Genomic DNA, 21247 nt, shown 5'->3' on the forward strand with positions numbered 1-21247 from the left:
TAAGTGTCTAAAATTGGGGGCACAGTTCACAGGTCCCTCGTCCCAGGAAAAAAATGGTGGGACAAGGGACCTGTCCCTCTGACCCAATAGGGAGGTTAAACTGAGATGGGATTACAAAATGTTCGTTGGGGTATTATTGGTTGCGGGGATGTCACTGAAGTGAAAAGTGGGCCTGCGTTTCAAAAAATTGAGAACTCGGAACTAGTTGCCGTTATGCGCAGAACGGGTGCGCTTGCGAAGGATTATGCAGAACGTCATCATGTCCCAAAATGGTATGACGATGCGGATGCACTAATAACTGACCCTGAGGTTGATGCCGTCTATATCGCCACACCACCTGCCTCACACAAGGAATATGCGATTATGGTTGCACAAGCAGGTAAACCAGTGTATGTAGAAAAACCAATGGCGTTAAATAGTACAGAATGCGAGGAAATGATCGCAGTATGCAAGGAAGCGGGAGTACCATTGTATGTTTCCTTTTACCGTCGAGCGATGCCTAGATTTTTAAAAATTAAGGAACTAATTGAATCGAATGCAATTGGTGAGGTTCGTTTTGTTAAGACGACACAATATCAGAAGGTAGCTGAAGATGTTTTAGACAAGGACAATCTACCATGGCGTGTTCAACCGGAACTAGCGGGTGGAGGATTGTTTTTTGATTTAGCGAGCCATACGATTGACTTATTAGACTTTTTACTAGGACCGATTGTAGACGTACAGGGATTTGCGTCTAATCAAGCAGGACACTATCCTGCTGAAGATATTGTAACAGGTACTTATTTGTTTGAATCAGGCGTCCATGGAACAGGTAGTTGGTGCTTTTCCGCCTTTGAAAATGTAGATATGAATGAAATCATTGGAAGTAAAGGAAAGATTTCTTTTTCTACTTTTAGCAATGACCCGATTATCCTTACAACTTCTGAAGGCACAGAGGAATGGAACTTTGAACAACCAAAGCATGTTCATCAGCCGTTGATTGAAACGATCGTTGCGGAACTAACAGGTGTAGATGCAAATTGTTCATGTACGGGTGAAACGGCCTTAAGGACAAGTAAAGTCATGGAAGAATTAGTGAAGAATCATTATACCGATTAACTTTATTCAGAGAAGACTTAGACACTTATAAGTGGTGGGATTAATTAAGCTAGTATAACCAATTCAGTGGGGTATGTTTACTGAATAAAGTTAAAGCCTCCGGCGGATGCCATGATTTTTCAAAGGAAGATATTCGAGCAGTAAGATCAAAGACTAAGAACGCCACGTCCTGTGGCAACGTCTTTATAACCCACTTCCTGTGGGCCTAAAAATCAGGCGCAAACACGCTAAGGCGCATTTGATTTAAGTTTTCGTATTGGAGGAATCATTGTGATTATTGATAAATTAGCAAATGCTCATTTGTATGAAGGAATACAACCCGGTTTGAAAGTGGCTCTCATTTATTTACGTGAAACAGATCTTGCTGCTCTTCCTGTTGGAGAATATAAAATCGACGGTGATAAGGTAATCCTTCAAATTCATGAATATGAAACAAAAGGAATCGAGGAAGCACGTTTTGAATGTCATTCTCGCTATGCTGATGTGCAGTACATCATTCGTGGTGAGGAAAAAATGGGGTATACAAATGTCGAGAATACAAGAGTAGTAGAAGAGCTGAAGGAAAGAGATCTTTACTTCTTAGAGACTACAGCAGAGGACCGCGTTCTTGTGAAGGAAGGCATGTTCGCTCTTTTTACTCCAGAGGATGCTCATATGCCAGGAATGTACACAAGCGCACCGAAGCCGGTAAAAAAGGCTGTTGTTAAAGTGCTTTGGAATGAATAATAGGCCCTATTGGCAGAAAAATGGGTTGAAAGCGCTTTAAACCCCTCTTGCGAAAGGATACTCTTTTTATTATCCTAAAGATAGAAGATTGAAAGGTGGGAGGATATTTGGAGCCTGTTACGGATTTACCCGGTGCTTCATTGGGAGAAAAAATAGCTTACGAGCTTCGCTTAGAAATTATTAACGGTACGATTAAAAATGGTGAGACGTTATCGGAAAATCAAATCGCTTCTAAATTTGGAACAAGTCGATCGCCTGTAAGAGAGGCATTAAAAATCCTGCAACACGAAGGTTTAATTCGACTTGAAAGAATGGGCGCTGTTGTACAAGGTCTAACCCCTAAAGGGATGAGTGAATTATACGATGTACGGATTCTCATCGAAAACTTTGCCATTAATAAACTATTAGCGGATGATTGTGAAACAACCGTTCAAAAGCTTTCTGTCACCATTGATAAAATGGAAATGGCAGCAAAGCACGGAAACTATATGGAGTTTGCCTATTATGACCTACAATTTCATGAGACCATTGTAGTGGATACTGGGCATGAAAGAATTTTACATTTGTGGAATAGTATTTGCCAAATCATATATGCGGCAATGCTAGTTGCAACTGAAAAAAGATTTTCTTCGAATGCCCATGAAATTGAACCTTTATTAAAACAACATCGAGATATAGTACAATACCTAAGTTCTAAGGACAACCAACAAATTAATAAAATTTTAAATGAGCACTTCGAAGATATGATTGATAGTGTTGGAAAAAGTATTTCAAAAGGACAGTAAGTATCTAAATACAGGAATGGCTACGGAAAGATTCTCGACGACTTTCAGTTCAGTACAACCTGTTAAGATACTTTTTTAAATCATAAGTTGTCGACAAGTATACAGACGTGCAACATAATGCTGACTCAATAAGGAGGATGAGATATGAAAGCAATCATGATAAATAAACCCTTTGAGGTGGAAATCAAGGAAGTACCAAAGCCAGAGATTACTGACAGTAAAGACGTTATTATAAAAGTCATCGCTGGTGGGATTTGCGGTTCAGATGTTGGGATCTACAATGGTTCAAACTCGCTTGCGACATATCCACGATTAATCGGCCACGAATTTGGTGGAATTGTGGAATCTGTTGGCAGCGGGGTAACGAAGGTTAAAGTGGGCGACTTAGTCGCTGTTGATAATGTCAATAGCTGTGGAACTTGTTATGCTTGCCGTACAGGTCATCACAATGTTTGCTCTACTGTTGAAGTAACAGGTGTACATCGCGACGGTGGCTTTGCTGAATATGTAAAAACAACCGAAGAAAATGCTTATAAGGTGAACAAGGATACTACTAACCCACTTTATGTATCTCTAGTTGAACCATACTCAATTGGTGTTGAGGTGAATGAACGTGGCCGAATTACAAAAGGCGACAAGGTGTTAGTTATGGGTTCAGGTCCAATCGGGGTTGCTGTAATGCAAGTGGCTAAGTCACGCGGGGCAGAAGTGATCATGACTGATCTTGTGAACAACCGTTTGAAGCGTGCAACGGATATGGGTGCAGACCGAGTGGTAAATGTTCTTGAAGAGAGCTTAGCTGAAGCGATTAAGGAGTTTACCGATGGAGAGGGAATACCAGTAATTGTCGACTCCGTTTGTTCACCGAGAAGTTTAGAAGAGGCTTTGGAATTAGTTTCTCCTGCAGGTCGAATCGTCGCATTAGGAACGGGTAACAAACCGTCAGAAATTCCACAAGTCGCTTTTACGAAAAAAGGTGTTGATGTAGTGGGATCACGTCTAAACAATTATCGATTCCCACATGTCATCGAATTACTAGAATCAGGTGCCATTACACCTGAGAAAATGCATACACATACCTTCGAATTTACTGATATCAAAGCAGCTTTGGAAGAAGTCATTAACAATAAGGATGAGGTTTGCAAGGTTGTATTGACTTTTTAGAGTAGTCATTTGTAGTGCAAAAGAATCAATTCATGTTGAGGTAACCCGCCTTTAGTACCATTTTTACAGAAAATAAAGGAATTTGTCGATTTCTGTGTAATTTGTACTATGAAGCTACTAATGGGAGGGTTTGGAATGAGGAAATTTGTCAAAGTTTTGGGAATCGTGCTTGTGTTGTTAATGCTTGTACTACCTGGAAATACTGCATCTGCCCATGGGGATGGGGATGATTGTGGATGTGGCGACTATTTACAAGGAGCAGAGCGTAACAAGGCAGTAGCGAGCATATTGAAGTCAGATGCGTTTAAAGTGGTCAAAGCAGATAAAAAGAATGAGGGATACAAGTTTGCCGGGGCTAATAAGGTTATGGCAATAAAAATGCCTAACTCTGAGGAGAAAGTTTACACAATGGTAGCTGTTCCGTTTGTTCACGAAAATGGCGAAGTGTTATTATCAGTTTTTGCAGATGGAGTTCATATGGGTGACGGACCTCCTCCAGTACAATAAATAAGTTTCAACCCCTGACAAATCGTTAGGGGTTTTTTGTTGAAGTTTTGTCACAATTTTCCTTTGCAAAATTTGCTGAATAGTGTAAAATGGTTTTTAATTGGAAAATGAGAATGGTAGGTAAAAAGTATGAGTTCTGAACAACTTTTAAAAATAATGGTAGACATTCAGAAAAAGGTAGAAGAAACAGCTTCTATCACAACAGAAGAGGTTATGCAGGACCTGATTGGTAAATTAAAAGATTGCCAGTCTGTATAATTTCATAAATATTGCGTGGATGAAGTCAGAGGGGGAACTCTGGCTTTTTTTGTTTCAAGATAAAACCCTTTCACAATCTCCTAAAATATGAGAATATGTAATTGTTGAGTATCTAAACAATTTAGGAGGAACTCAGATGACAAAGGTTCGTTTTGGTGTTTTATCAACCGCAAAAATTGCGAGAAATACATTGATTCCAGCGATGGAACGTGCACATAATGCAGAGGTTGTAGCTGTTGCGAGTGAAAGCGAGAAGGCGAAAGATTTTGCTGCTGAACTTGGCATTCCTAAACATTATGAATCATACACAGAACTATTGAATGACCCTAAAATCGATGCGGTGTACATTCCGCTTCCTAACCAACTACATAAACAATGGGCGATTGAAGCAGCGAAACATGGTAAGCATGTGCTTTGTGAAAAGCCGGCTGCATTAACCTCACAAGACGTGGAAGAAATGGCGGCAGCCTTTACAGAAAACAATGTGATTTTCATGGAAGCATTCATGTATCAGTTCCATCCACAGCATAACCGTGTGAAGGAAATCATCGTAGCCGGCGAAATAGGGGATGTGAAGCTCATTCGCTCAACTTTCTCCTTCCTCCATGATTTGAATTCTGGCAGCATCAAGATGCAAAAGGATCTTGGCGGTGGCGTGTTATATGATGTGGGCTGCTATTGCATTCATGCTAGTCGCTTGATTACAGGCGAAGAGCCAGTTGAAGTGAAGGCGACTGCTAACAATCATCCAACTCATAACGTCGACATTACGGCAGCGGGCACTCTAAAGTTTGAAAGTGGAGTGGTTGCGAACTTTGATGTTAGCTTTGAGCAGCCATTTAAGGCGCAGTATGAAGTGGTCGGCACGAAAGGCTCGATTGTAGCGAAGCATGCATTCCGTCCTGACAATGAAGGTGGAAACGGTGTGCTAGTGGTGAACGGCGAAGCTGGCCAACGTGAAGAAACGGTGCAAGGTGACCAGTACAAGCTTCAGGTGGAGCATTTTGCAGAAAGTGTTCTTTCTAATAAACAGCCTAAGTACAGCGTCAACGAAACATTGAAAAATATGCGCGTGATCGAGCAGGCACTAGCTTCAGCTCGTAACTAAAAAAAGTCAGCCCCTGGCTGGCTTTTTTGGTTTCTTCCTCTTTTACTGCTTTTAGCCTACCTACCCTCACTCAAATCTCCCAAAGTTTTTCTATCAAACATGTATATCTATCAAAAATCCGGCAATACTAGATTACTAGTGATAGAACGTAATAGAAGGAACCAAGAGAACCGTCCCCATGGTTCCCCAATAATGGAGGGATTTTAAATGTTGAAGGTGAATGTGGAGTTACCTGAGGTGCTACCGGCGAATAAGGAAGATTTTATGAAATTGTTGCTAGATTTAGTAGTGAAAAAGTAATGGGAATTATGATGTGGTGTATTGTTGAAGAGTAGAAAAACTTATATACTAATAGAAGAAAACGTATATCGGAATCGGGCAAACTCTCCGAAAGGATTGGACTCAGGAGTTTAGGGTCTACCGAACACTGTACCATGATCGCCTGGTGAGCCAATAATGTACGCATGTTGGGCCATTCTTTTAGTGATTGGTCTTATTTTTTTGCCTGATTTTCTACTAATCAACGAGGAAGAGGTACCATAGATGAAAAGTATTCGAACGAGGTTATTTGCTAGTTTTTTTGCCATTATCATTCTTTGTATAGGCTTAGCGACCTATAATTACATAGCGGTGTCCAATATGAATCAGAAGACGGACGAAGTTGTGTCTGAGGAACTCTCCGTTTTACTAGAATATGATAGTTTGAAATACAATATTGCCCAAAGTATTGCGCTTGCGAGAGCCTATGTACTTTACGGGGATATTTCCTATAAAAATGAATATGATGTCTATTCGGTAGAATTTGATTTAACGGATCGAAAATTAAGTGTGATGAAGATAAAAGAGGTTGAAGAGGTTTTACGGGAAACGAAAAATTGGCGTGAATTGATGAAGGAAAAAGTATTCGCCCCTTATGATAGCGGAAATACTGAGCTTGCAATGCATAATTTACAGACGTATGTCCAGCCGAAGTCAAATGCGTTGATGGAACAAGTAAAAAAGCTTTCTGATGATCGTGAAAGACAGATCGTCTCAACTGGAGCGGATGTTGTGAAATATGGTCAATCAGTGAACTTCGTAGGACTTGTGGTCGCAGCAGCTGCACTTATTTTAGGAACAGTGATTTCCATTTATACCTCCGTAGTGATTGCTAGACCTGTGAAAAGTGTAGCCAGTCGTATGAAGGCGATTTCCAATGGTAATCTTCAATCAGAACCAATTAAAACGAAGCTCAAAGATGAAATTGGCCAGCTTGTTTTCGCGGTCAATGAGATGAATGAAAATGTAAAAGGCATGGTTAAGAAAATGGTTGTCGTTTCCGACAATGTCACGGGTCAAAGTGAAGAATTGACCCAGTATGCGGATGAGGTTATGGCAGGTAGTCAGCAGATTGCGGTTACAATGGAGGAGCTTTCACGCGGTGCAGAGGACCAGGCGACGTCTGCTACAACATTAATTGAAAAAATGTCCACCTTCTCGGACGAAATCATGCAGGTTGCGGTAAAGGGCGATAGCATCAAGGACCAATCACAAGGCATGCTTGCGATGACAAACGACGGCAGTTCGTATATGGAAACATCTATTCAACAAATGACAAGTATCCATGAAAAAATGAGACAGTCACACGCGCTCGTTATTGGTTTGGATCAGAAAACAAATGAGATTACGAAGCTTGTTAAAGTGATTCAGGAAATTGCGGGGCAAACGAATCTTTTAGCATTAAACGCAGCCATCGAGGCAGCCCGCGCAGGTGAACATGGAAGAGGATTTGCGGTTGTCGCCGACGAGGTTCGAAAGCTTGCTGAACAGGTTGGCAGATCGGTCGCAGAGATCACGGAGATTGTAAAAGGCATCCAAATGGAATCAAAGCAGGTTGTTCAATCCTTAGATGACGGCTATCAATCTGTTGAAGAAGGCACCCAGCAAATTCAAACGACAGGTAAAACCTTTAATGAATTGAAACGGACGATTGAAGAAATCGGTTCACAAATCGAGGCAATGTCAAGCTCGCTATACGGGGTACTTGACGATACAAGAGAAATTAGCGGAGCCATCGAAGGAATCGCGGCTGTCGCAGAAGAATCAGCTGCAGGCGTTGAACAAGTATCCGCAACCGCCCAGCAATCAAGCAGCTCCATGGAAGAAGTCGCCAAAAGTGCCAAACAACTCGAAGAAAATGCCGGCGAACTAAACCAACTCATCCAAGCCTGGGACAAATAGTGGGGAATAGCGTCCGCCTGGGACAGGCCCAATGTTGGGACACAGGGATAGGTCCCTTGTCCCAGCTGGGTGATGGGCTCTTAGACGAGTGCCAGGGTATATGATAGAAAAAAGGAAGAGGGGAGCTCATTCGGCGCTAAATCCGGAGACATTCTTCTCATTCCAATAAGTTTTATCTTGGTATTCGTTTATGTTGTGGTTTTTTAAAGCGGATAAAACGAAAGTAAACTCAATAATCTTCTTAGCTTTTCTACTAAGGAAAAAGTATCTTTTACTCATTTCTAAATGGACAATCAATAGGTAAGCAAACTTCAACTGTTGTGCCTTTATTTATTTGACTAGAAATGTTCATAATACCGCCGTGTTGTTCAATGATTCTAAAACAAACCATTAAACCTAATCCAGTACCATTTTCTTTTGTAGTATAAAAGGGTTCTCCTAGTTTGTGAATTCTCTCCTCTTCTATCCCCATTCCTTGATCAATAATTTGAATACCTATCATTTTGTTATTGATTTTCTTAACCTTGATAATAATTTTCCCACCATTTGGCATAGCTTCAATCGCGTTTTTGATAAGATTAATAAAAACTTGTTTTAACTGATTTTGCTCACAATTGATGAACGGTATATTTAAATCATATTCTGAGATAAGTTGTATACCTTTTAATGTGGCCTGGGATTCAAGAATTGACGTGATCTTACTTAGTATAAGTTTTATATTTTGCGATTCATACTTTATTACTTGTGGCTTTGAAAGAATAAGAAATTCACTCACGATCAGGTTAATTCGATCTATTTCCGATAACAAAATATCTGCATGATGTTTATCAATATCTGTCATAAGTAATTGAACAAAACCTTTAAGGGTTGTTAATGGATTTCGAATCTCATGAGCCACTCCGGCTGCTAATAGACCTACAGCTGCCAGCTTATCGGACCTTCTTAACCTTTCCTCTGCTAATATAGACTCAGTGATGTCCTTTGTAATTTGATAGATTCCAATACATTGATGGTCAATTATTATAGGTATCATTTTTAACTCAATTACTCTGTTACTACCATCTTTATGAATCATTGATAGGGTAGATTCTTTCCATTCTCCTTGGCTAACACGCTTAAAATGCTCCCTGTATAAATCTAGGTCTTCTGGAGCGATAATAGAATCCCATTCCTTTTGTTGGAGCTCTGTAATCGTATAACCGAGTATATTCTCGGCAGCTGAATTTGCCTCGATTAATTTCCTGTCTAAATCAAATGTAAAGATGGGGTCAGAATTATGCACAAATAATGACTCAAAACGTTGTTCGCTTTCCTTCAGACGTTCTTCTAATAGTTTACGATTCTGTTCCTGGCTATGTGTAAGTAATTCCTCTACTTTTTTACGTTGATCGATATCGATATCAATTCCGTTTATCTTTATAAGATTTCCGTCCAAGTCAAAAATAGGGGTAATACGTTTTTGGATCCACCTTAATTGACCATTTGGTAGTAGTATTCGGTACTCTGCGATGCATTCTTCTCCTTTTCTTAACTCTTGCTCTAATTGGTTTACAATCTTCATATCCTCCGGGGTAACGACTTCTTTCCAGAACATAATGTTTTCTTTAAATTCAGTAGGTGAATACCCATAGACATCACTAATTTTTGATGAAACCATCAATCTGTTAGTGTGGAAATCAAATGAGTAAATTGCAGCATCTACACTGTTGAAAAGATCATTTAATTCCTTATCTTTTTTCTGTGCTTCCTGGGCGTAATATTTAGCTTTATCATACTGTAACCCAGTCAACCATACGGGATAAACCATTATTGCAGAAATTATATATTCGAATACAGGTACGTACCCCAATTCAACATAATCAAAAGTTTTAAAAGCAGCGGTTACGACAACATAAATCAACATCATAATTATTCTACCTGTATATTTCATTTCATCATTAAACTCCTTCTAAAAACCATTACAATAAATATCGAATTATGAACGGTAAAAGTTAATTACGAACTGATTTTATCAGGAATCACCCATAAAAAATAGGAATTTTGTCAAATTAAACTTACCATGCTTGTTTAAAGTAGGGAATCACAACAATGTTATTTATAAATAAAATCATTTTCTTTAAGCAGGCGCTTTTCTTTAATAAGAGTTCTTCTTTTTGTAATGCCCCCTCACAATTAGTTCATGTTAATGTAAAAGAAAAGATTTATAAAGGGGTCTTTAGATGAACAATCCAATAAAACGAAAAATGCTCAGGCATTATACGCCATGAGCATTTTTTTATTTAAATATTATGGTTAATTCAAATGTTACTGTAATTTTATCAATAATTAAATTTTTTGTACTTCCAGACAGAACCTGTGGGTGACATCCTTTACTTTTTCACACTTACTTTTACATTGCGAAACATGAATTTGGTTTTTTCCTGTTTGTTCGTAAGCACCATCGCGTCGATTTGGGAGGTGGTGTCCTGCAGCTCGACCTCAAGCTGGATCGTTCTCCACGGGTCATGCAAGCCAATCACCGGGGATACCGTCTCAGCTAAAAAGGTTCCTCGCGCATCAGTCTCATCCACAAGTAGGTAAACGGCTGCCTCACCTTTCACCTGCACCTCAAACACAATCGTTTCTCCACCTTTTACCCCTCTAGGTGAAAAAACAAACCCTTCGTTTTCCTCAGCGCCATTCGTTTTTACCTCAAATGTACCATCCTCAATCTGTACGACCGTAGCGCTCACACCAAAAAACGGTGACTTCTTCTCCGCAGCCGAAGCTGGCGAAACCAATAGAAATAATAATGCTATACAAAGTAAAAATTTGAATTTCATCATAAGGACCTCCTTTGGAACAATGAACCTGTCTCATTAGTATGTGGAAAAAGGAGGAAAACATGTAAGACCTAAAAAAACAACCGGTATCATAACCGGTTGTTAGTTTTTATATCCAGGATGGTGGTGGGACAAGGGACCTGTCCCTGTGTCCTAATTATTCAATTTCTAAGTGTTTTTTCAAGCGGGATGAAACGGCTTGGCGTTCGTCTTCGGAGACGATCCAGTACCATGCGTCTAGGGTTTTGCCGACTCCGTTGATGCTAAATTGCTCGATGTTATGACGAGCACCCTTATAGTTTCCCTGAATGGTTTTCATTTCGTCAAAGGAGATATCAGTTGTGACGTTATTGCCAAGTGCTCCGAGAATATCATCGATTTTTGTAACAGAAGTGATGCTTGCCCCTTTGTCGATAATCCCTTGGATAACCTGCTTTTGGCGATCCTGTCGACCGAAGTCACCACGAGGATCGTCGTATCTCATTCGTGCATATTTAAGGGCTTCTTCCCCGTTTAGAGTTTGACTTCCCTCAGAGAATGATGCACCCTGATAAGAGAATGCGAATGTGCTGTTAACTTGCACTCCACCAAGCGCATCAACGATTTGCTGTAGTCCTTCCATGTTTACCTTCACATAGTAATCAATCGGTACATCTAGGAAATTCTCGACGGAATCAATCGTCATATCGACGCCACCAAATGCGTATGCATGATTGATTTTATCTTGAGTGCCTCTGCCCACAATTTCAACGCGTGTATCACGCGGAATGCTCAACATTTGCATGGAATTCGTATTTGGATTCACAGTAACCATAATTAACGTATCAGTACGACCCTTATCACCCGAGCGTTCATCAACACCCATGAGCAGAATGGAAATAGGATCCTTTTTACTAATATCGATCTGTGTGGTTCTTTTGTCAGAAGGGCCACGGTCTTCATGCATTTTTCCAACCGTACTCGCCACTGATTGGTATAAATAAACGGCGTATCCACCGATTGCTAATAATAAAACAAGAAAAATCGTTCCAAGAACTTTTGGCCATTTCCGTTTCGGTTTTTGTTTCGAATGGCGGTCAACACGACTCATTTCAATCAACACCTTTTTTAAGATTAGGATAATCAAAAACTGCACAATATATTAGACGTTTTATAGGTAGAAAAGGTTTCAGTTTTGGGACAAATATTGTCTGTACGGATCGAAATTTAGCGAAGGGTGCGAATTTATAAGCAAAAATGATAGATTTGAACGTCATGGATCAGATCTACGGGAGAATCTGTAATTCTATTAAAAATCCCTCGCAAGAGTACAAAATTTTCTAAATTTATTTTACATTTATCGGTGGTTGTGGTATTTTATAAAATAATTAGTCATATATTAGGATTAATTAAAGGAGGTGTCTAAAAAACGAAGTAATAATGCTAGTTGATGTAGTGATTCAAGGGGTTATTGGAAGAAAAATTGTAAGAGGGGGAAGAACATGAGTGGTCTAGATTGGGGAGTCATTATAGCATTTTTCTTACTTATGGTTGTCATTGGTTTTTGGTCGTTTAATAAAGTACAGGGGTCGAAAGATTTCTTCGTTGCCGGTGGAAAGCTTCCTTGGTGGTTAGGTGGTATTTCTCACCATGTCGGAGGTTATAGTGGTGCGGTGTTTGTGGCATACGCAGGTTTAGCTTACACGCATGGATTTAGTTTGTATGTTTGGTGGGCGATACCTATTGTTGTATCGGTTATTTTAGGAGCTTATATAATGGCCCCAAGGTGGTCGAAGCTACGAACAAAGCTTGATATCGAATCACCAACGGAATATTTAGCGATGCGTTACAATGTGCCAACCCAACAATTAGTTGCTTGGAGTGGTGTACTCGTAAAGTTATTTGACGTTGGTGCGAAATGGGCAGCAATTGGGCTTTTACTTAATGTGTTTACTGGAATCCCAATTGTTTATGGAATTCTATTATCTGGAATTGTTTCGTTAATCTATATTACAGTTGGTGGTATTTGGGCAGATCTATGGACAGATTTTGCGCAGTTTATTGTTCAAATCATTGCAGGAATTGTCATGTTCTTTGTTGTTTTAAGTCAAATGGGTGGATGGGGATCCATAACTGGTATTTGGGATAAACTCCCACCTGCAAATAGTCAACCGTTCAATGAACCGTATACGTTAGGCTATGTGTTAGTTTTCGTATTCATCGTATTCTTCAGTTATAACGGAGGAACTTGGAACCTTGCTGCACGTTACATTGCGTCCCCATCAGGGCAGGAAGCCAAGAAATCAGCTCTTTTTTCAGGAATCCTTTACCTTGTGTGGCCGTTAATTTTATTTTTCCCAATGTGGGCAGCACCACTTATTTTACCGAATCTAGAAGATCCTACACAATCATACGCACTAATCACCCAGGAACTATTACCAGCAGGATTAATTGGTCTTGTGCTGGCTTCCCTATTTGCCGCAACTATGTCGATGACTTCCTCAGATGCAAATACGATTTCAGCTGTTATTACAAGGGATATCCTCCCTGTCATGTCAGGTAAATTTAAAGGACTTGATCAAAGGACATCTTTAAAAATTGCAAGAATTGTTACGTTTACGTTCACTTTATTAACTCTGATTATTGGGATTTTCTCAGATAATTTTGGAGGAGTTTTAGGGCTATTAATTTCTTGGTTTGCGGCATTGGTTGGACCTGTTTCAATTCCAATGCTGTTAGGATTACTACCTGCCTTTAAGCACAGTGATTCAAGAGCTGCGATCTCTTCCATTATTGCAGGATTTTCCATGTTTGCACTAACAAAATATGGAGTGGACTGGGCATTGTATGTTGAACTTGGAGCTCCAATCTTTACTTCAGGATTAATCTTTATTGGTCTCGGCTTATTAAATAAAAATAAACCAGTTAAGCCTGAGATCGAAGACATGTTATCGGCAATCAGTAAATCTGATGAAGAGTTAGCGAAGGATACAAAGAATATTACACCATCTTTATAAGAAGCAAGGAGATTCGTCATGGATACTCAACAACTTGTTAGCTTTTATAAAAAGGAAATTGAAGAAAATTTTTGGCCTTTCTGGGAAAAGGCCTTTGATGATGGAGCAGGTGGTGTTTTTACCTGCTTCTCTAATAATGGAAGCACATTAGTAAGTAAGGATAAATACACGTGGTCACAGGGGCGTTTTCTCTGGTTATGTGCCGAGCTTTATCGGTTAGCAGAACAAGGAAAAGTTAGTTTAAACAAACAACACTTAAAAAATATGGCGGATAAAACGTTTCATTTTTTAATAAACCACACGGTTATGGAGAATCAGCACGTTTTATATGCAGTAACTCATGATGGAAAGCCAATCAAGGGCCAAGAAGATATCAGTGTGTTTGCGGATTGCTTTTTTGTCATTGGGGCTACTAAATATGCAGATGTATTTGCTGATGAGACTGCATTTGAACACGCATATCAAGTCTATGAATCGATTCATCAGCGAATTGAGCAAGGTCATTTTAGAACAGAACCCTATCCGATTCCAGTTGGCTATTCATCCCATTCCATACAGATGATCATGCTTAACGTTGCCCAAGAGGTGGAAGAAACAGCTGTAAAATTTACCAAACCAGTTGTGAAAAAGGCAAAACAAATAAGCGAGAGAATCCTGCAAGAATTCATTCTTGAGGATGGAAGAATAGTAGAGTTGAGACCAATGGATTCGAGTAATGAAGACACTTTACTTGCGAATCACGTAAACCCTGGGCACGCATTAGAGTCAGTTTGGTTTCATGTTCATAGCCTCCATGAATGGGATGAAGAAGAACAGCATAAAAAACTACAGATTTTATCGAATGTAACAAAGCAGGCGATTTACTTAGGTTGGGATGATGAACATGGAGGATTACTTCGGTTTGTAGATAAAAATGGAGCAGAACCAGCAGGAAGGCTAATAAATGACCCGTATGAAAAATTAATTCTCGATACGTGGGACACAAAGCTTTGGTGGCCACATTCAGAGGCGCTTTACACATTGCTATTGCTTTACAAGCATACGAAAGAAGAATTCTTTTTACACTGGTACAAAACATTTTTTGAATATAGTTTTTCAACCTTTCCTAATCCAGACAAGGAAATAGGAGAATGGATTCAAATTCGGGATAGACAGGGTGAGCCGTTACAAAAAGTAGTCGCATTGCCAGTCAAAGACCCCTTCCATATTCTCCGAAATTTTATTCTGATTTTGAAGCTGTTTTGAAAAGGGGAATGAATCATGACTTTGCTTCTTGGAACGTATGAGATTGACATGACACCGCGGCTACCAGTTCAGTTGGCGGGATTTGCACATCGAGAAGGGAAGGCGATGGAAGTTCATTCTCCACTTTTTCTAAAAACCTTTTATTTTGAACAAAATGGAAAGACCTTATTACTTTTCATTGGAGATGTCATTTGGTGGGATGACCAACTTGTGGATACATGGAGAAAAAGAGTGGCAGATGAGTATTCCGTAAAGCGAGATTCCATTTGTTTTCATGCCACACATAACCATTCTGGCCCGCAAACAAGTGAAGCTTTTACGAGTCTCTTAGGTGTAAGAGATCAGAGTTTTATAGAGTCATTGGAAGACATCATACTGAAAAGTGTTAAATGCGCAATCACCAACAAAGAACCGGTGACGATCGTGAGAAGGAAAACTTCAAGTGATATTGGTGTTTACCGTCGATTACAGTACGAAAACAAAATGGCGATGAGCCCGAATCTGAGTGTTCCGATTGACAAAGAGGTAACCATCATCACGTTTGAAAATAGAAAACAAGATATGAAGGCAATGTTGATTCACCATGCTTGTCATCCAACAACAACAGATGCAAATGTGGTCTCATCAGAATATACCGGAGTTTGTTGCGCTAGATTAAAAGAGACCTATCACCACGCAGTGATTGGCTTTTTGCAGGGATGCTGTGGCGATGTGAGGCCGGCTTTAATAAAAGATCATACGTTTTTTAGGGGAAGCCTACAAGACATGGAGGCAATTGGGAGCCAATTAGCGGAGGATATTATATCTGGGATGAACATAAGTGATGTTGAAGTGATACATTCTGATAGATTGCAAGCTTATTCCTCCCGGGTTTCCTTACCTTTTCAAAAAGAGTATACCGTCAATGATGACATGGAACCCGAAGTTATTAGTATTTGGAAACAACATATTGAAAAAAATTGGCAAGATAAAAATAAAACAGGACTAGAAATACAGTATCTGGAAATAAGCAACAAGCTCCGTTTTATCTTTTTTAACGGTGAAATGGTTCAGCACTACAGTCAATATGTGAAAAAGATTGATTCAGGGGTCCTTGCCCTTGGATACAGTAATGGAATGATCGGATATATTCCAAGCCAAACACAGCTTATGGAAGGTGGCTATGAGGCGGAGGAGTTTATTTACTACTTTGGCTTACCGGCCCCTTTTCACATAGAAACGGAAAAAATAATCCAGAATGCAATCGATAACATACTAGAAGGTGAATGAAAGTGAATATAAAAAGAAGCGGACAGAAGGATCAATTAACATACTACGTTTTTACAACGCGTAATGAAATGGGAGAATATGCGGCTCGTGATGTGGCGAACCAACTAGTAAAGTTACAGCAAAATCAAGAAGAGATACGTATGGTTTTTGCTGCAGCTCCTTCGCAGAATGAGTTTTTACAATATTTAATAGGTGACGACAGAATTAATTGGAATCAGATTATCGCTTTTCACATGGATGAGTATGTGGGACTTGATAAGGACGCACCACAGCTGTTTCAAAACTTTTTAAAAGAAAGATTGTTTACGAAAGTTCCATTCAAAGAGGTTCATTTACTTGATAGTTCAAATGAAAATGAAGTAGAACGGTATACACAGCTTCTTCAAAAGCAACCAATTGATATCGTTTGTCTTGGGATTGGTGAAAATGGTCACATTGCATTTAATGACCCACCTGTTGCGGATTTTAAGGATAAAAAGGTCATAAAGAAGGTGGAGCTTGATGATATTTGTAGGCAACAACAGGTCAATGATGGCTGCTTTACCACGATAGAAGAGGTTCCTCTTTATGCTTTAACGTTAACAATTCCTACGTTACTTTCTGCGAAATACATGTACTGTATGGTTCCAGGCAGTACGAAACGGCAGGCAGTCTATCAAACCTTAAATGGGCCAATTAGTACAGAATGTCCGGCATCGATTTTGAGAACACATGAGAATGCATATCTTTATGTGGATCAAGATTCATTTGGAGATGAACAACAGGATGGCGAATGAAAAACTTGTCATTGAAGGCATTCATTATAAAGAGGATTGCGGTGTCCGTATTGAGATTAGAGATGGAATCATTGAATCAATTGAACCGGCCGAAGTAGAAAACGAGACATATCTTGCTCCGGGATTTGTTGACTTGCAGGTTAATGGATATATGGGGATTGATTTTAATTCACTTGCAACGAAGGAATCGGATATTGAACGCGTTTGCTATAGTTTGCTCGAGCAGGGTGTAACGTCCTTTTATCCAACTGTTATTACAAATTCGTATGAAAATTTAGTAAAACTAGTTTGTATGATTTCAAGTGCTATTTCTAAGAACGAGCTTGTTAAGAAAATGATACCGGGGATTCATTTAGAGGGTCCATTTTTATCTATGGAAGATGGCCCAAGGGGCGCACATCATCTTGACTATATTAGGCAGCCAGATTGGGAGTTTTTTAAGAGATTGAATGAATCTGTGAATGGATTGATTAAAATTGTTACCCTATCACCGGAGTGGGATTATGCCGATGAATTTATAAAATCGGCTTCAAATTCTGGAGTACTTATTTCAATTGGGCATACAAATGCGACGTCTGACCAGATTCAAAAGGCAGTAAAAGCGGGCGCAAAGATGTCAACTCATTTGGGTAATGGCGCCCATGTCAAGCTGCCGCGACACCCGAACTATTTATGGGACCAGTTAGCGGAAGACACTTTAGCTGCAACTGTAATTGCCGACGGATTTCATTTGCCACCTTCAGTATTGAAGGTAATAGAGAAGGTCAAAAATGAGAAAATGCTCATCATCAGCGATAGTGTTGCACTAGCAGGTCTTCCTTCTGGTGATTACATAGCTTCTGTGGGTGGTGAGGTTACATTAACAGAGGAAGGGCGGCTTCATTTAAAAGGAGAACCACGATTATTGGCTGGCTCAGCCCAAAGTATCCTCTGGGGTGTAAATCGGATTGTTCAAATGGGAATCACGGACTTACCGACAGCAATTGATAAAGCTTCGGTTTTACCTTCAACCATTATGAAGATGGATCAGGCAAGAGGCCTTCAAGTAGGAGCTCCTGCAGATTTCTTCCTATATGAAAAGCATAATGAATGGATGGAAGTAATCGAAACGATAAAGGCTGGAGACGTTTTATATAAGAAGACAACTGTAAAGTAGGGGTGAAAGGAATGAAGTATGCACTTGAATACTATGAAAAAGTAAAAGCGTATATGGATCAGGTAATCGAGACAGAATCGGAGAATATCATGAACGCTGCCGAAGTGGTAGCTCATCACATTAAGGAAGATAAAATTGTATATGCTTACGGGCCAGGAGGACACTCCAATTTAGCGTCTCAGGAATTATTCTTTCGTGCGGGTGGACTTATGCATGTGAGTGCCATTTTAGATGAAGGGACATTATTAAGTGGAGGGGCGCTACGTTCCATGGCAATCGAGCGAACACCAGGCTATGGAAAGATTGTGTTACATGATTACGGTTTGCAAGCTGGTGATCTATTAATCATTATCAATGCCTACGGAATTAATGCTGCAACAATCGATGCTGCTCTAGAGGCAAAACGATTAGGTGTAAAAACAATAGGTGTATCCTCAAAGCAGCATGCCTTAGATACGCCTGAGGGACATCCAGCAAGACACCCCTCAAAACAAAATCTTCATGATGTCGTTGACCTTGCGATTGACTCAAAGGTAGATGTCGGAGACGCAGTCATTGATATTGAAAATCTGGAGCAAAAGGTAGGCGCGGTTTCGACCTTCGTGAACGCATTTATTTTAAATTCCATTGCAATGGAAGCCACTGCTAAGCTTGTAGAACAAGGCATTCAACCGCCAATTTGGAAAAGTGGCAATGCGGCTGGTGGAGATGAATGGAATAATCAGTTTATTTCACGTTTTAAGCATAAAATTAGGAAACTATAACTTTATTCAGCAGATGTCCCTATTTCTAAAAGTGGGGGATGAATGTAAAAAGAGTAAACAATTCAGTCGGGGTTCAAACTCGGACTGAATAAAGTTAAGCCTCCGGCGGATGCCACGATTTTTTCAGCGGAAATTTTTCGAGCAAGCTCGAAAAAAAATCGGGCGCAAACACGCCAAGGCGCATTTGATTGCATCACTTGGTATAATAGCGGTATGTTATTGGACGAAAGAGATGAGGATTGTGAAATGAGAACAAGAGGCCCAGGGGTTCTGCGTGAACAAAATCAGAAAAAGGTTTTATCTCTTTTACGGAAGTATCGGCAGACCTCAAGAAAAGACTTGGCGAAAGCCATGGGAGTTAGCAAAAATACGATTTCCTTAATTGTCGATCAATACGTAAAGGATGGAATCATCAAAGAAGTAGGAGTCAAAGATTTAAAACGGGCTGGCCGGCCAAAGATTGTCATTGAATTAAATCAGAATGCCTTTAAGGCGATTGGCATCGCCATTCACCACAATGGTATAAAGTATACAGTTACAGACTTTTACTTAGATCCCTTAGCAAGCGGCTTTTTAGAGGTAGAAGGAAAAGATAAGGAAAAAGTGATTCGGCAAGTTCAAAAAATAGTGGAAACCCTGGTGCTTGAACATCCGGAAGTAGTAGGTGTCGGAATTGGGATCCCAGGAATTGTGAATGCGGATGAGGGGATCGTATATCATTCTACAAATCTTGGATGGAAAAATTTCAAGATTTATGAAGAGTTAAAAGACAAGATCGCAGTTCCGATTATCTTACAAAATAATGTAAACATGGCTTCTTTATGTTCAGCTGGAATGGGAGATGAGTCGGGTTCAAAAAGCTCCTTTTATATCCGAATTGGAGATGGAATCGGAGGTGCCTTTACGTCTGAAGGCCATATATGGAATGGGGACAGTTGGACATTGGGGGAAATCGGTCATATTTCTGTTGATGCAAATGGACCATTATGCGGGTGTGGCCAACGTGGATGTTTAGAGAAACTGATAAGCAGGAAAGCATTTCAAGAGTGGATGGGGCACATGGAAGCGATCAATATGTCGGGTTCTGTTGAGGTAAAGGAAAAACAGATTGAGGCTCAACTTAAGAAATACGGAATATATTTAGGGACTTCACTCATTAATATTATTCATTTACTGAACCCAGGTAGGATTATCATCGATAGTCCATACAATCAAAATGAAGCATTCCAACATTCGCTCATGACGTATCTCGAACAAAACGCACTCAAAATCCCATTCTCCAAAACACATATACATTTCAACGAAGAGCCATTTTCCCAGTCCTTGGGAGCTGCAACCGCAGTCGTCTTGGATTTTGAAAGAGAATAAAACAGGCAGGGGAGATATCCCCTGCCTATTTACGTACACTCGAGACAAGGACCTTCCCCCGTCTCTTTATTCTACTCTCTCTAAAACCCCTTTTACTAGCTCGATGAATTTTGTTTTGACTCTACCTGCTACCTCGATTACTTCATCGTGGCTTAGGGGTTGGTCTAAGATTCCGCAGGCCATGTTAGTTAAACATGAAATACCAAGAACCTTCATGCTTGAGTGTACAGCGACAATTGCTTCTGGGACGGTTGACATTCCAACAGCATCGGCTCCAAGGGTACGGATCATCCGTATCTCAGCTGGCGTTTCGTAAGCAGGACCACTCCACCAGGCATACACACCTTGTTGTAGTGTAATCTTTTTTTCATCAGCAACCGCAATCGCAATTCCTCGCAACCCTTTGTTGTAAACCTCGGACACATCAGGGAAACGGGTTCCTAATTCAGGATTGTTCGGACCAATCAATGGATTTGTCCCAACTAAATTGATGTGGTCCGTAATTAACATCAGATCCCCAGGGCTAAAGCTCGTATTCACAGCTCCACAAGCGTTTGTGATTAGTAGATTTTCAATGCCTAGTGCTTTCATAACACGTACGGGAAAAGTCACTTCATCTAGCGTGAAGCCCTCATAATAGTGGAACCGACCCTTCATTGCCGCAACAGTTTTTCCCATCAATTGTCCAATCACAAGCTCATTCGCATGGCCAACTGCTTCCGACTTCGCAAAATGGGGAATCTCGTTGTAAGGGATGACGATCGCATTTTCAATTTCATCCGCAAGCGTGCCAAGCCCCGAACCAAGAATCATCCCAATAGTCGGCCGATGGTCTGTTTTACTCAATATGTAATTCATTGCCTCCATAATATCTGCAGTTTTATGCATATGTATATTCCTCCTAATTCGTTTCACTGCATTAGCTTTTGCTACTGCTCATTTGTTTGTCTATAATATTCTATATGAAAATCGTGTTTTTTCAAAT

At 40.0% G+C, this 21247-nt stretch carries 19 protein-coding genes; 15 read left to right on the forward strand and 4 right to left on the reverse strand.

What is annotated here, in order from left to right:
* The first annotated feature begins 105 nt into the window (after nt 1-105).
* From CKK03_RS22270 to CKK03_RS22300, 8 genes are all read left to right on the forward strand, one after another.
* Nucleotides 106-1098 carry a Gfo/Idh/MocA family protein gene (locus CKK03_RS22270; protein WP_099364701.1) on the forward strand — a complete coding sequence of 331 codons (993 nt, stop codon included), beginning with the start codon at nt 106-108 and terminating at the stop codon, nt 1096-1098.
* A gap of 270 nt (nt 1099-1368) precedes the next feature.
* Nucleotides 1369-1824: a NanQ anomerase/TabA/YiaL family protein gene (locus tag CKK03_RS22275; RefSeq protein ID WP_180271361.1), complete on the forward strand. Its 456-nt coding sequence runs from the start codon at nt 1369-1371 to the stop codon at nt 1822-1824.
* Nucleotides 1825-1931: 107 nt separating this feature from the next.
* Nucleotides 1932-2609, forward strand: coding sequence for a GntR family transcriptional regulator (locus CKK03_RS22280; RefSeq protein ID WP_099364703.1), 678 nt, complete (start codon nt 1932-1934; stop codon nt 2607-2609).
* Between the two features lie 144 nt (nt 2610-2753).
* Nucleotides 2754-3773: a zinc-binding alcohol dehydrogenase family protein gene (locus CKK03_RS22285; protein WP_099364704.1), complete on the forward strand. Its 1020-nt coding sequence runs from the start codon at nt 2754-2756 to the stop codon at nt 3771-3773.
* Between the two features lie 135 nt (nt 3774-3908).
* On the forward strand, nt 3909-4280 hold the full coding sequence (locus CKK03_RS22290) for a hypothetical protein (RefSeq protein ID WP_099364705.1): 372 nt from the start codon (nt 3909-3911) through the stop codon (nt 4278-4280).
* 129 nt (nt 4281-4409) lie between these two features.
* On the forward strand, nt 4410-4538 hold the full coding sequence (locus CKK03_RS24210; RefSeq protein ID WP_281254553.1) for a YwzD family small protein: 129 nt from the start codon (nt 4410-4412) through the stop codon (nt 4536-4538).
* Nucleotides 4539-4674: 136 nt separating this feature from the next.
* Complete coding sequence (locus CKK03_RS22295; protein ID WP_099364706.1) at nt 4675-5646, forward strand: Gfo/Idh/MocA family protein; 972 nt, start codon at nt 4675-4677, stop codon at nt 5644-5646.
* 543 nt (nt 5647-6189) lie between these two features.
* Nucleotides 6190-7866 (forward strand): methyl-accepting chemotaxis protein, encoded by a 1677-nt coding sequence (locus CKK03_RS22300; RefSeq protein ID WP_099364707.1) that lies wholly within the window; start codon nt 6190-6192, stop codon nt 7864-7866.
* A 271-nt stretch (nt 7867-8137) separates the two neighbouring features.
* On the opposite strand, the gene CKK03_RS22305 is transcribed toward CKK03_RS22300, so the two are convergent.
* The 3 genes from CKK03_RS22305 to CKK03_RS22315 all read right to left on the reverse strand — a co-directional run bounded on the left by CKK03_RS22305 (nt 8138) and on the right by CKK03_RS22315 (nt 11778).
* Nucleotides 8138-9796: a PAS domain-containing sensor histidine kinase gene (locus CKK03_RS22305; protein ID WP_099364708.1), complete on the reverse strand. Its 1659-nt coding sequence runs from the start codon at nt 9794-9796 to the stop codon at nt 8138-8140.
* A 439-nt stretch (nt 9797-10235) separates the two neighbouring features.
* Nucleotides 10236-10688: a hypothetical protein gene (locus tag CKK03_RS22310; RefSeq protein ID WP_099364709.1), complete on the reverse strand. Its 453-nt coding sequence runs from the start codon at nt 10686-10688 to the stop codon at nt 10236-10238.
* Nucleotides 10689-10845: 157 nt separating this feature from the next.
* Nucleotides 10846-11778 carry an LCP family glycopolymer transferase gene (locus CKK03_RS22315; RefSeq protein ID WP_099364710.1) on the reverse strand — a complete coding sequence of 311 codons (933 nt, stop codon included), beginning with the start codon at nt 11776-11778 and terminating at the stop codon, nt 10846-10848.
* Nucleotides 11779-12169: 391 nt separating this feature from the next.
* Between CKK03_RS22315 and CKK03_RS22320 the strand changes: the two genes are divergently transcribed.
* The 7 genes from CKK03_RS22320 (at nt 12170) to CKK03_RS22350 (ending at nt 20262) form a co-directional block, all read left to right on the forward strand.
* Entirely contained in the window at nt 12170-13684 is a 1515-nt protein-coding gene (locus tag CKK03_RS22320) for a sodium:solute symporter family protein (protein ID WP_099364711.1), read from the forward strand.
* A gap of 18 nt (nt 13685-13702) precedes the next feature.
* Nucleotides 13703-14929, forward strand: coding sequence for an AGE family epimerase/isomerase (locus CKK03_RS22325; RefSeq protein ID WP_099364712.1), 1227 nt, complete (start codon nt 13703-13705; stop codon nt 14927-14929).
* A 15-nt stretch (nt 14930-14944) separates the two neighbouring features.
* On the forward strand, nt 14945-16198 hold the full coding sequence (locus CKK03_RS22330; protein ID WP_099364713.1) for a neutral/alkaline non-lysosomal ceramidase N-terminal domain-containing protein: 1254 nt from the start codon (nt 14945-14947) through the stop codon (nt 16196-16198).
* Entirely contained in the window at nt 16195-16974 is a 780-nt protein-coding gene (locus CKK03_RS22335) for a glucosamine-6-phosphate deaminase (RefSeq protein WP_099364714.1), read from the forward strand. The genes CKK03_RS22330 and CKK03_RS22335 overlap by 4 nt, the downstream gene beginning before the upstream one ends.
* Nucleotides 16964-18130 carry an N-acetylglucosamine-6-phosphate deacetylase gene (locus CKK03_RS22340; protein WP_099364715.1) on the forward strand — a complete coding sequence of 389 codons (1167 nt, stop codon included), beginning with the start codon at nt 16964-16966 and terminating at the stop codon, nt 18128-18130. The genes CKK03_RS22335 and CKK03_RS22340 overlap by 11 nt, the downstream gene beginning before the upstream one ends.
* A gap of 11 nt (nt 18131-18141) precedes the next feature.
* Nucleotides 18142-18894 (forward strand): sugar isomerase domain-containing protein, encoded by a 753-nt coding sequence (locus CKK03_RS22345; RefSeq protein WP_099364716.1) that lies wholly within the window; start codon nt 18142-18144, stop codon nt 18892-18894.
* 246 nt (nt 18895-19140) lie between these two features.
* A complete protein-coding gene (locus CKK03_RS22350; protein WP_180271362.1) occupies nt 19141-20262 on the forward strand; it encodes an ROK family transcriptional regulator in 1122 nt (373 codons plus the stop codon).
* Between the two features lie 66 nt (nt 20263-20328).
* Here CKK03_RS22350 and CKK03_RS22355 read toward each other — a convergent pair whose 3' ends face one another.
* Nucleotides 20329-21150, reverse strand: a complete 822-nt coding sequence (locus tag CKK03_RS22355) for a purine-nucleoside phosphorylase (RefSeq protein ID WP_099364718.1) — start codon at nt 21148-21150, stop codon at nt 20329-20331.
* Between the last annotated feature and the right edge of the window lie 97 nt (nt 21151-21247).

The organism is Fredinandcohnia onubensis (assembly GCF_002734215.1).
Classification (GTDB): Bacteria; Bacillota; Bacilli; order Bacillales; family Bacillaceae_L; genus Ferdinandcohnia; species Ferdinandcohnia onubensis.

Bases quoted from the DNA above. Each gene is read 5' to 3' on its own strand.
- CKK03_RS22335 (WP_099364714.1), top strand. From the start codon at position 16,195: ATGAAAGTGAATATAAAAAGAAGCGGACAGAAGGATCAATTAACATAC.
- CKK03_RS22320 (WP_099364711.1), top strand. From the start codon at position 12,170: ATGAGTGGTCTAGATTGGGGAGTCATTATAGCATTTTTCTTACTTATG.
- CKK03_RS22300 (WP_099364707.1), top strand. From the start codon at position 6,190: ATGAAAAGTATTCGAACGAGGTTATTTGCTAGTTTTTTTGCCATTATC.
- CKK03_RS22290 (WP_099364705.1), top strand. From the start codon at position 3,909: ATGAGGAAATTTGTCAAAGTTTTGGGAATCGTGCTTGTGTTGTTAATG.
- CKK03_RS24210 (WP_281254553.1), top strand. From the start codon at position 4,410: ATGAGTTCTGAACAACTTTTAAAAATAATGGTAGACATTCAGAAAAAG.
- CKK03_RS22295 (WP_099364706.1), top strand. From the start codon at position 4,675: ATGACAAAGGTTCGTTTTGGTGTTTTATCAACCGCAAAAATTGCGAGA.
- CKK03_RS22285 (WP_099364704.1), top strand. From the start codon at position 2,754: ATGAAAGCAATCATGATAAATAAACCCTTTGAGGTGGAAATCAAGGAA.
- CKK03_RS22350 (WP_180271362.1), top strand. From the start codon at position 19,141: ATGAGAACAAGAGGCCCAGGGGTTCTGCGTGAACAAAATCAGAAAAAG.
- CKK03_RS22330 (WP_099364713.1), top strand. From the start codon at position 14,945: ATGACTTTGCTTCTTGGAACGTATGAGATTGACATGACACCGCGGCTA.
- CKK03_RS22310 (WP_099364709.1), bottom strand. From the start codon at position 10,688: ATGAAATTCAAATTTTTACTTTGTATAGCATTATTATTTCTATTGGTT.
- CKK03_RS22355 (WP_099364718.1), bottom strand. From the start codon at position 21,150: ATGCATAAAACTGCAGATATTATGGAGGCAATGAATTACATATTGAGT.
- CKK03_RS22345 (WP_099364716.1), top strand. From the start codon at position 18,142: ATGAAGTATGCACTTGAATACTATGAAAAAGTAAAAGCGTATATGGAT.
- CKK03_RS22305 (WP_099364708.1), bottom strand. From the start codon at position 9,796: ATGAAATATACAGGTAGAATAATTATGATGTTGATTTATGTTGTCGTA.
- CKK03_RS22340 (WP_099364715.1), top strand. From the start codon at position 16,964: ATGGCGAATGAAAAACTTGTCATTGAAGGCATTCATTATAAAGAGGAT.
- CKK03_RS22315 (WP_099364710.1), bottom strand. From the start codon at position 11,778: ATGAGTCGTGTTGACCGCCATTCGAAACAAAAACCGAAACGGAAATGG.
- CKK03_RS22325 (WP_099364712.1), top strand. From the start codon at position 13,703: ATGGATACTCAACAACTTGTTAGCTTTTATAAAAAGGAAATTGAAGAA.
- CKK03_RS22270 (WP_099364701.1), top strand. From the start codon at position 106: ATGGGATTACAAAATGTTCGTTGGGGTATTATTGGTTGCGGGGATGTC.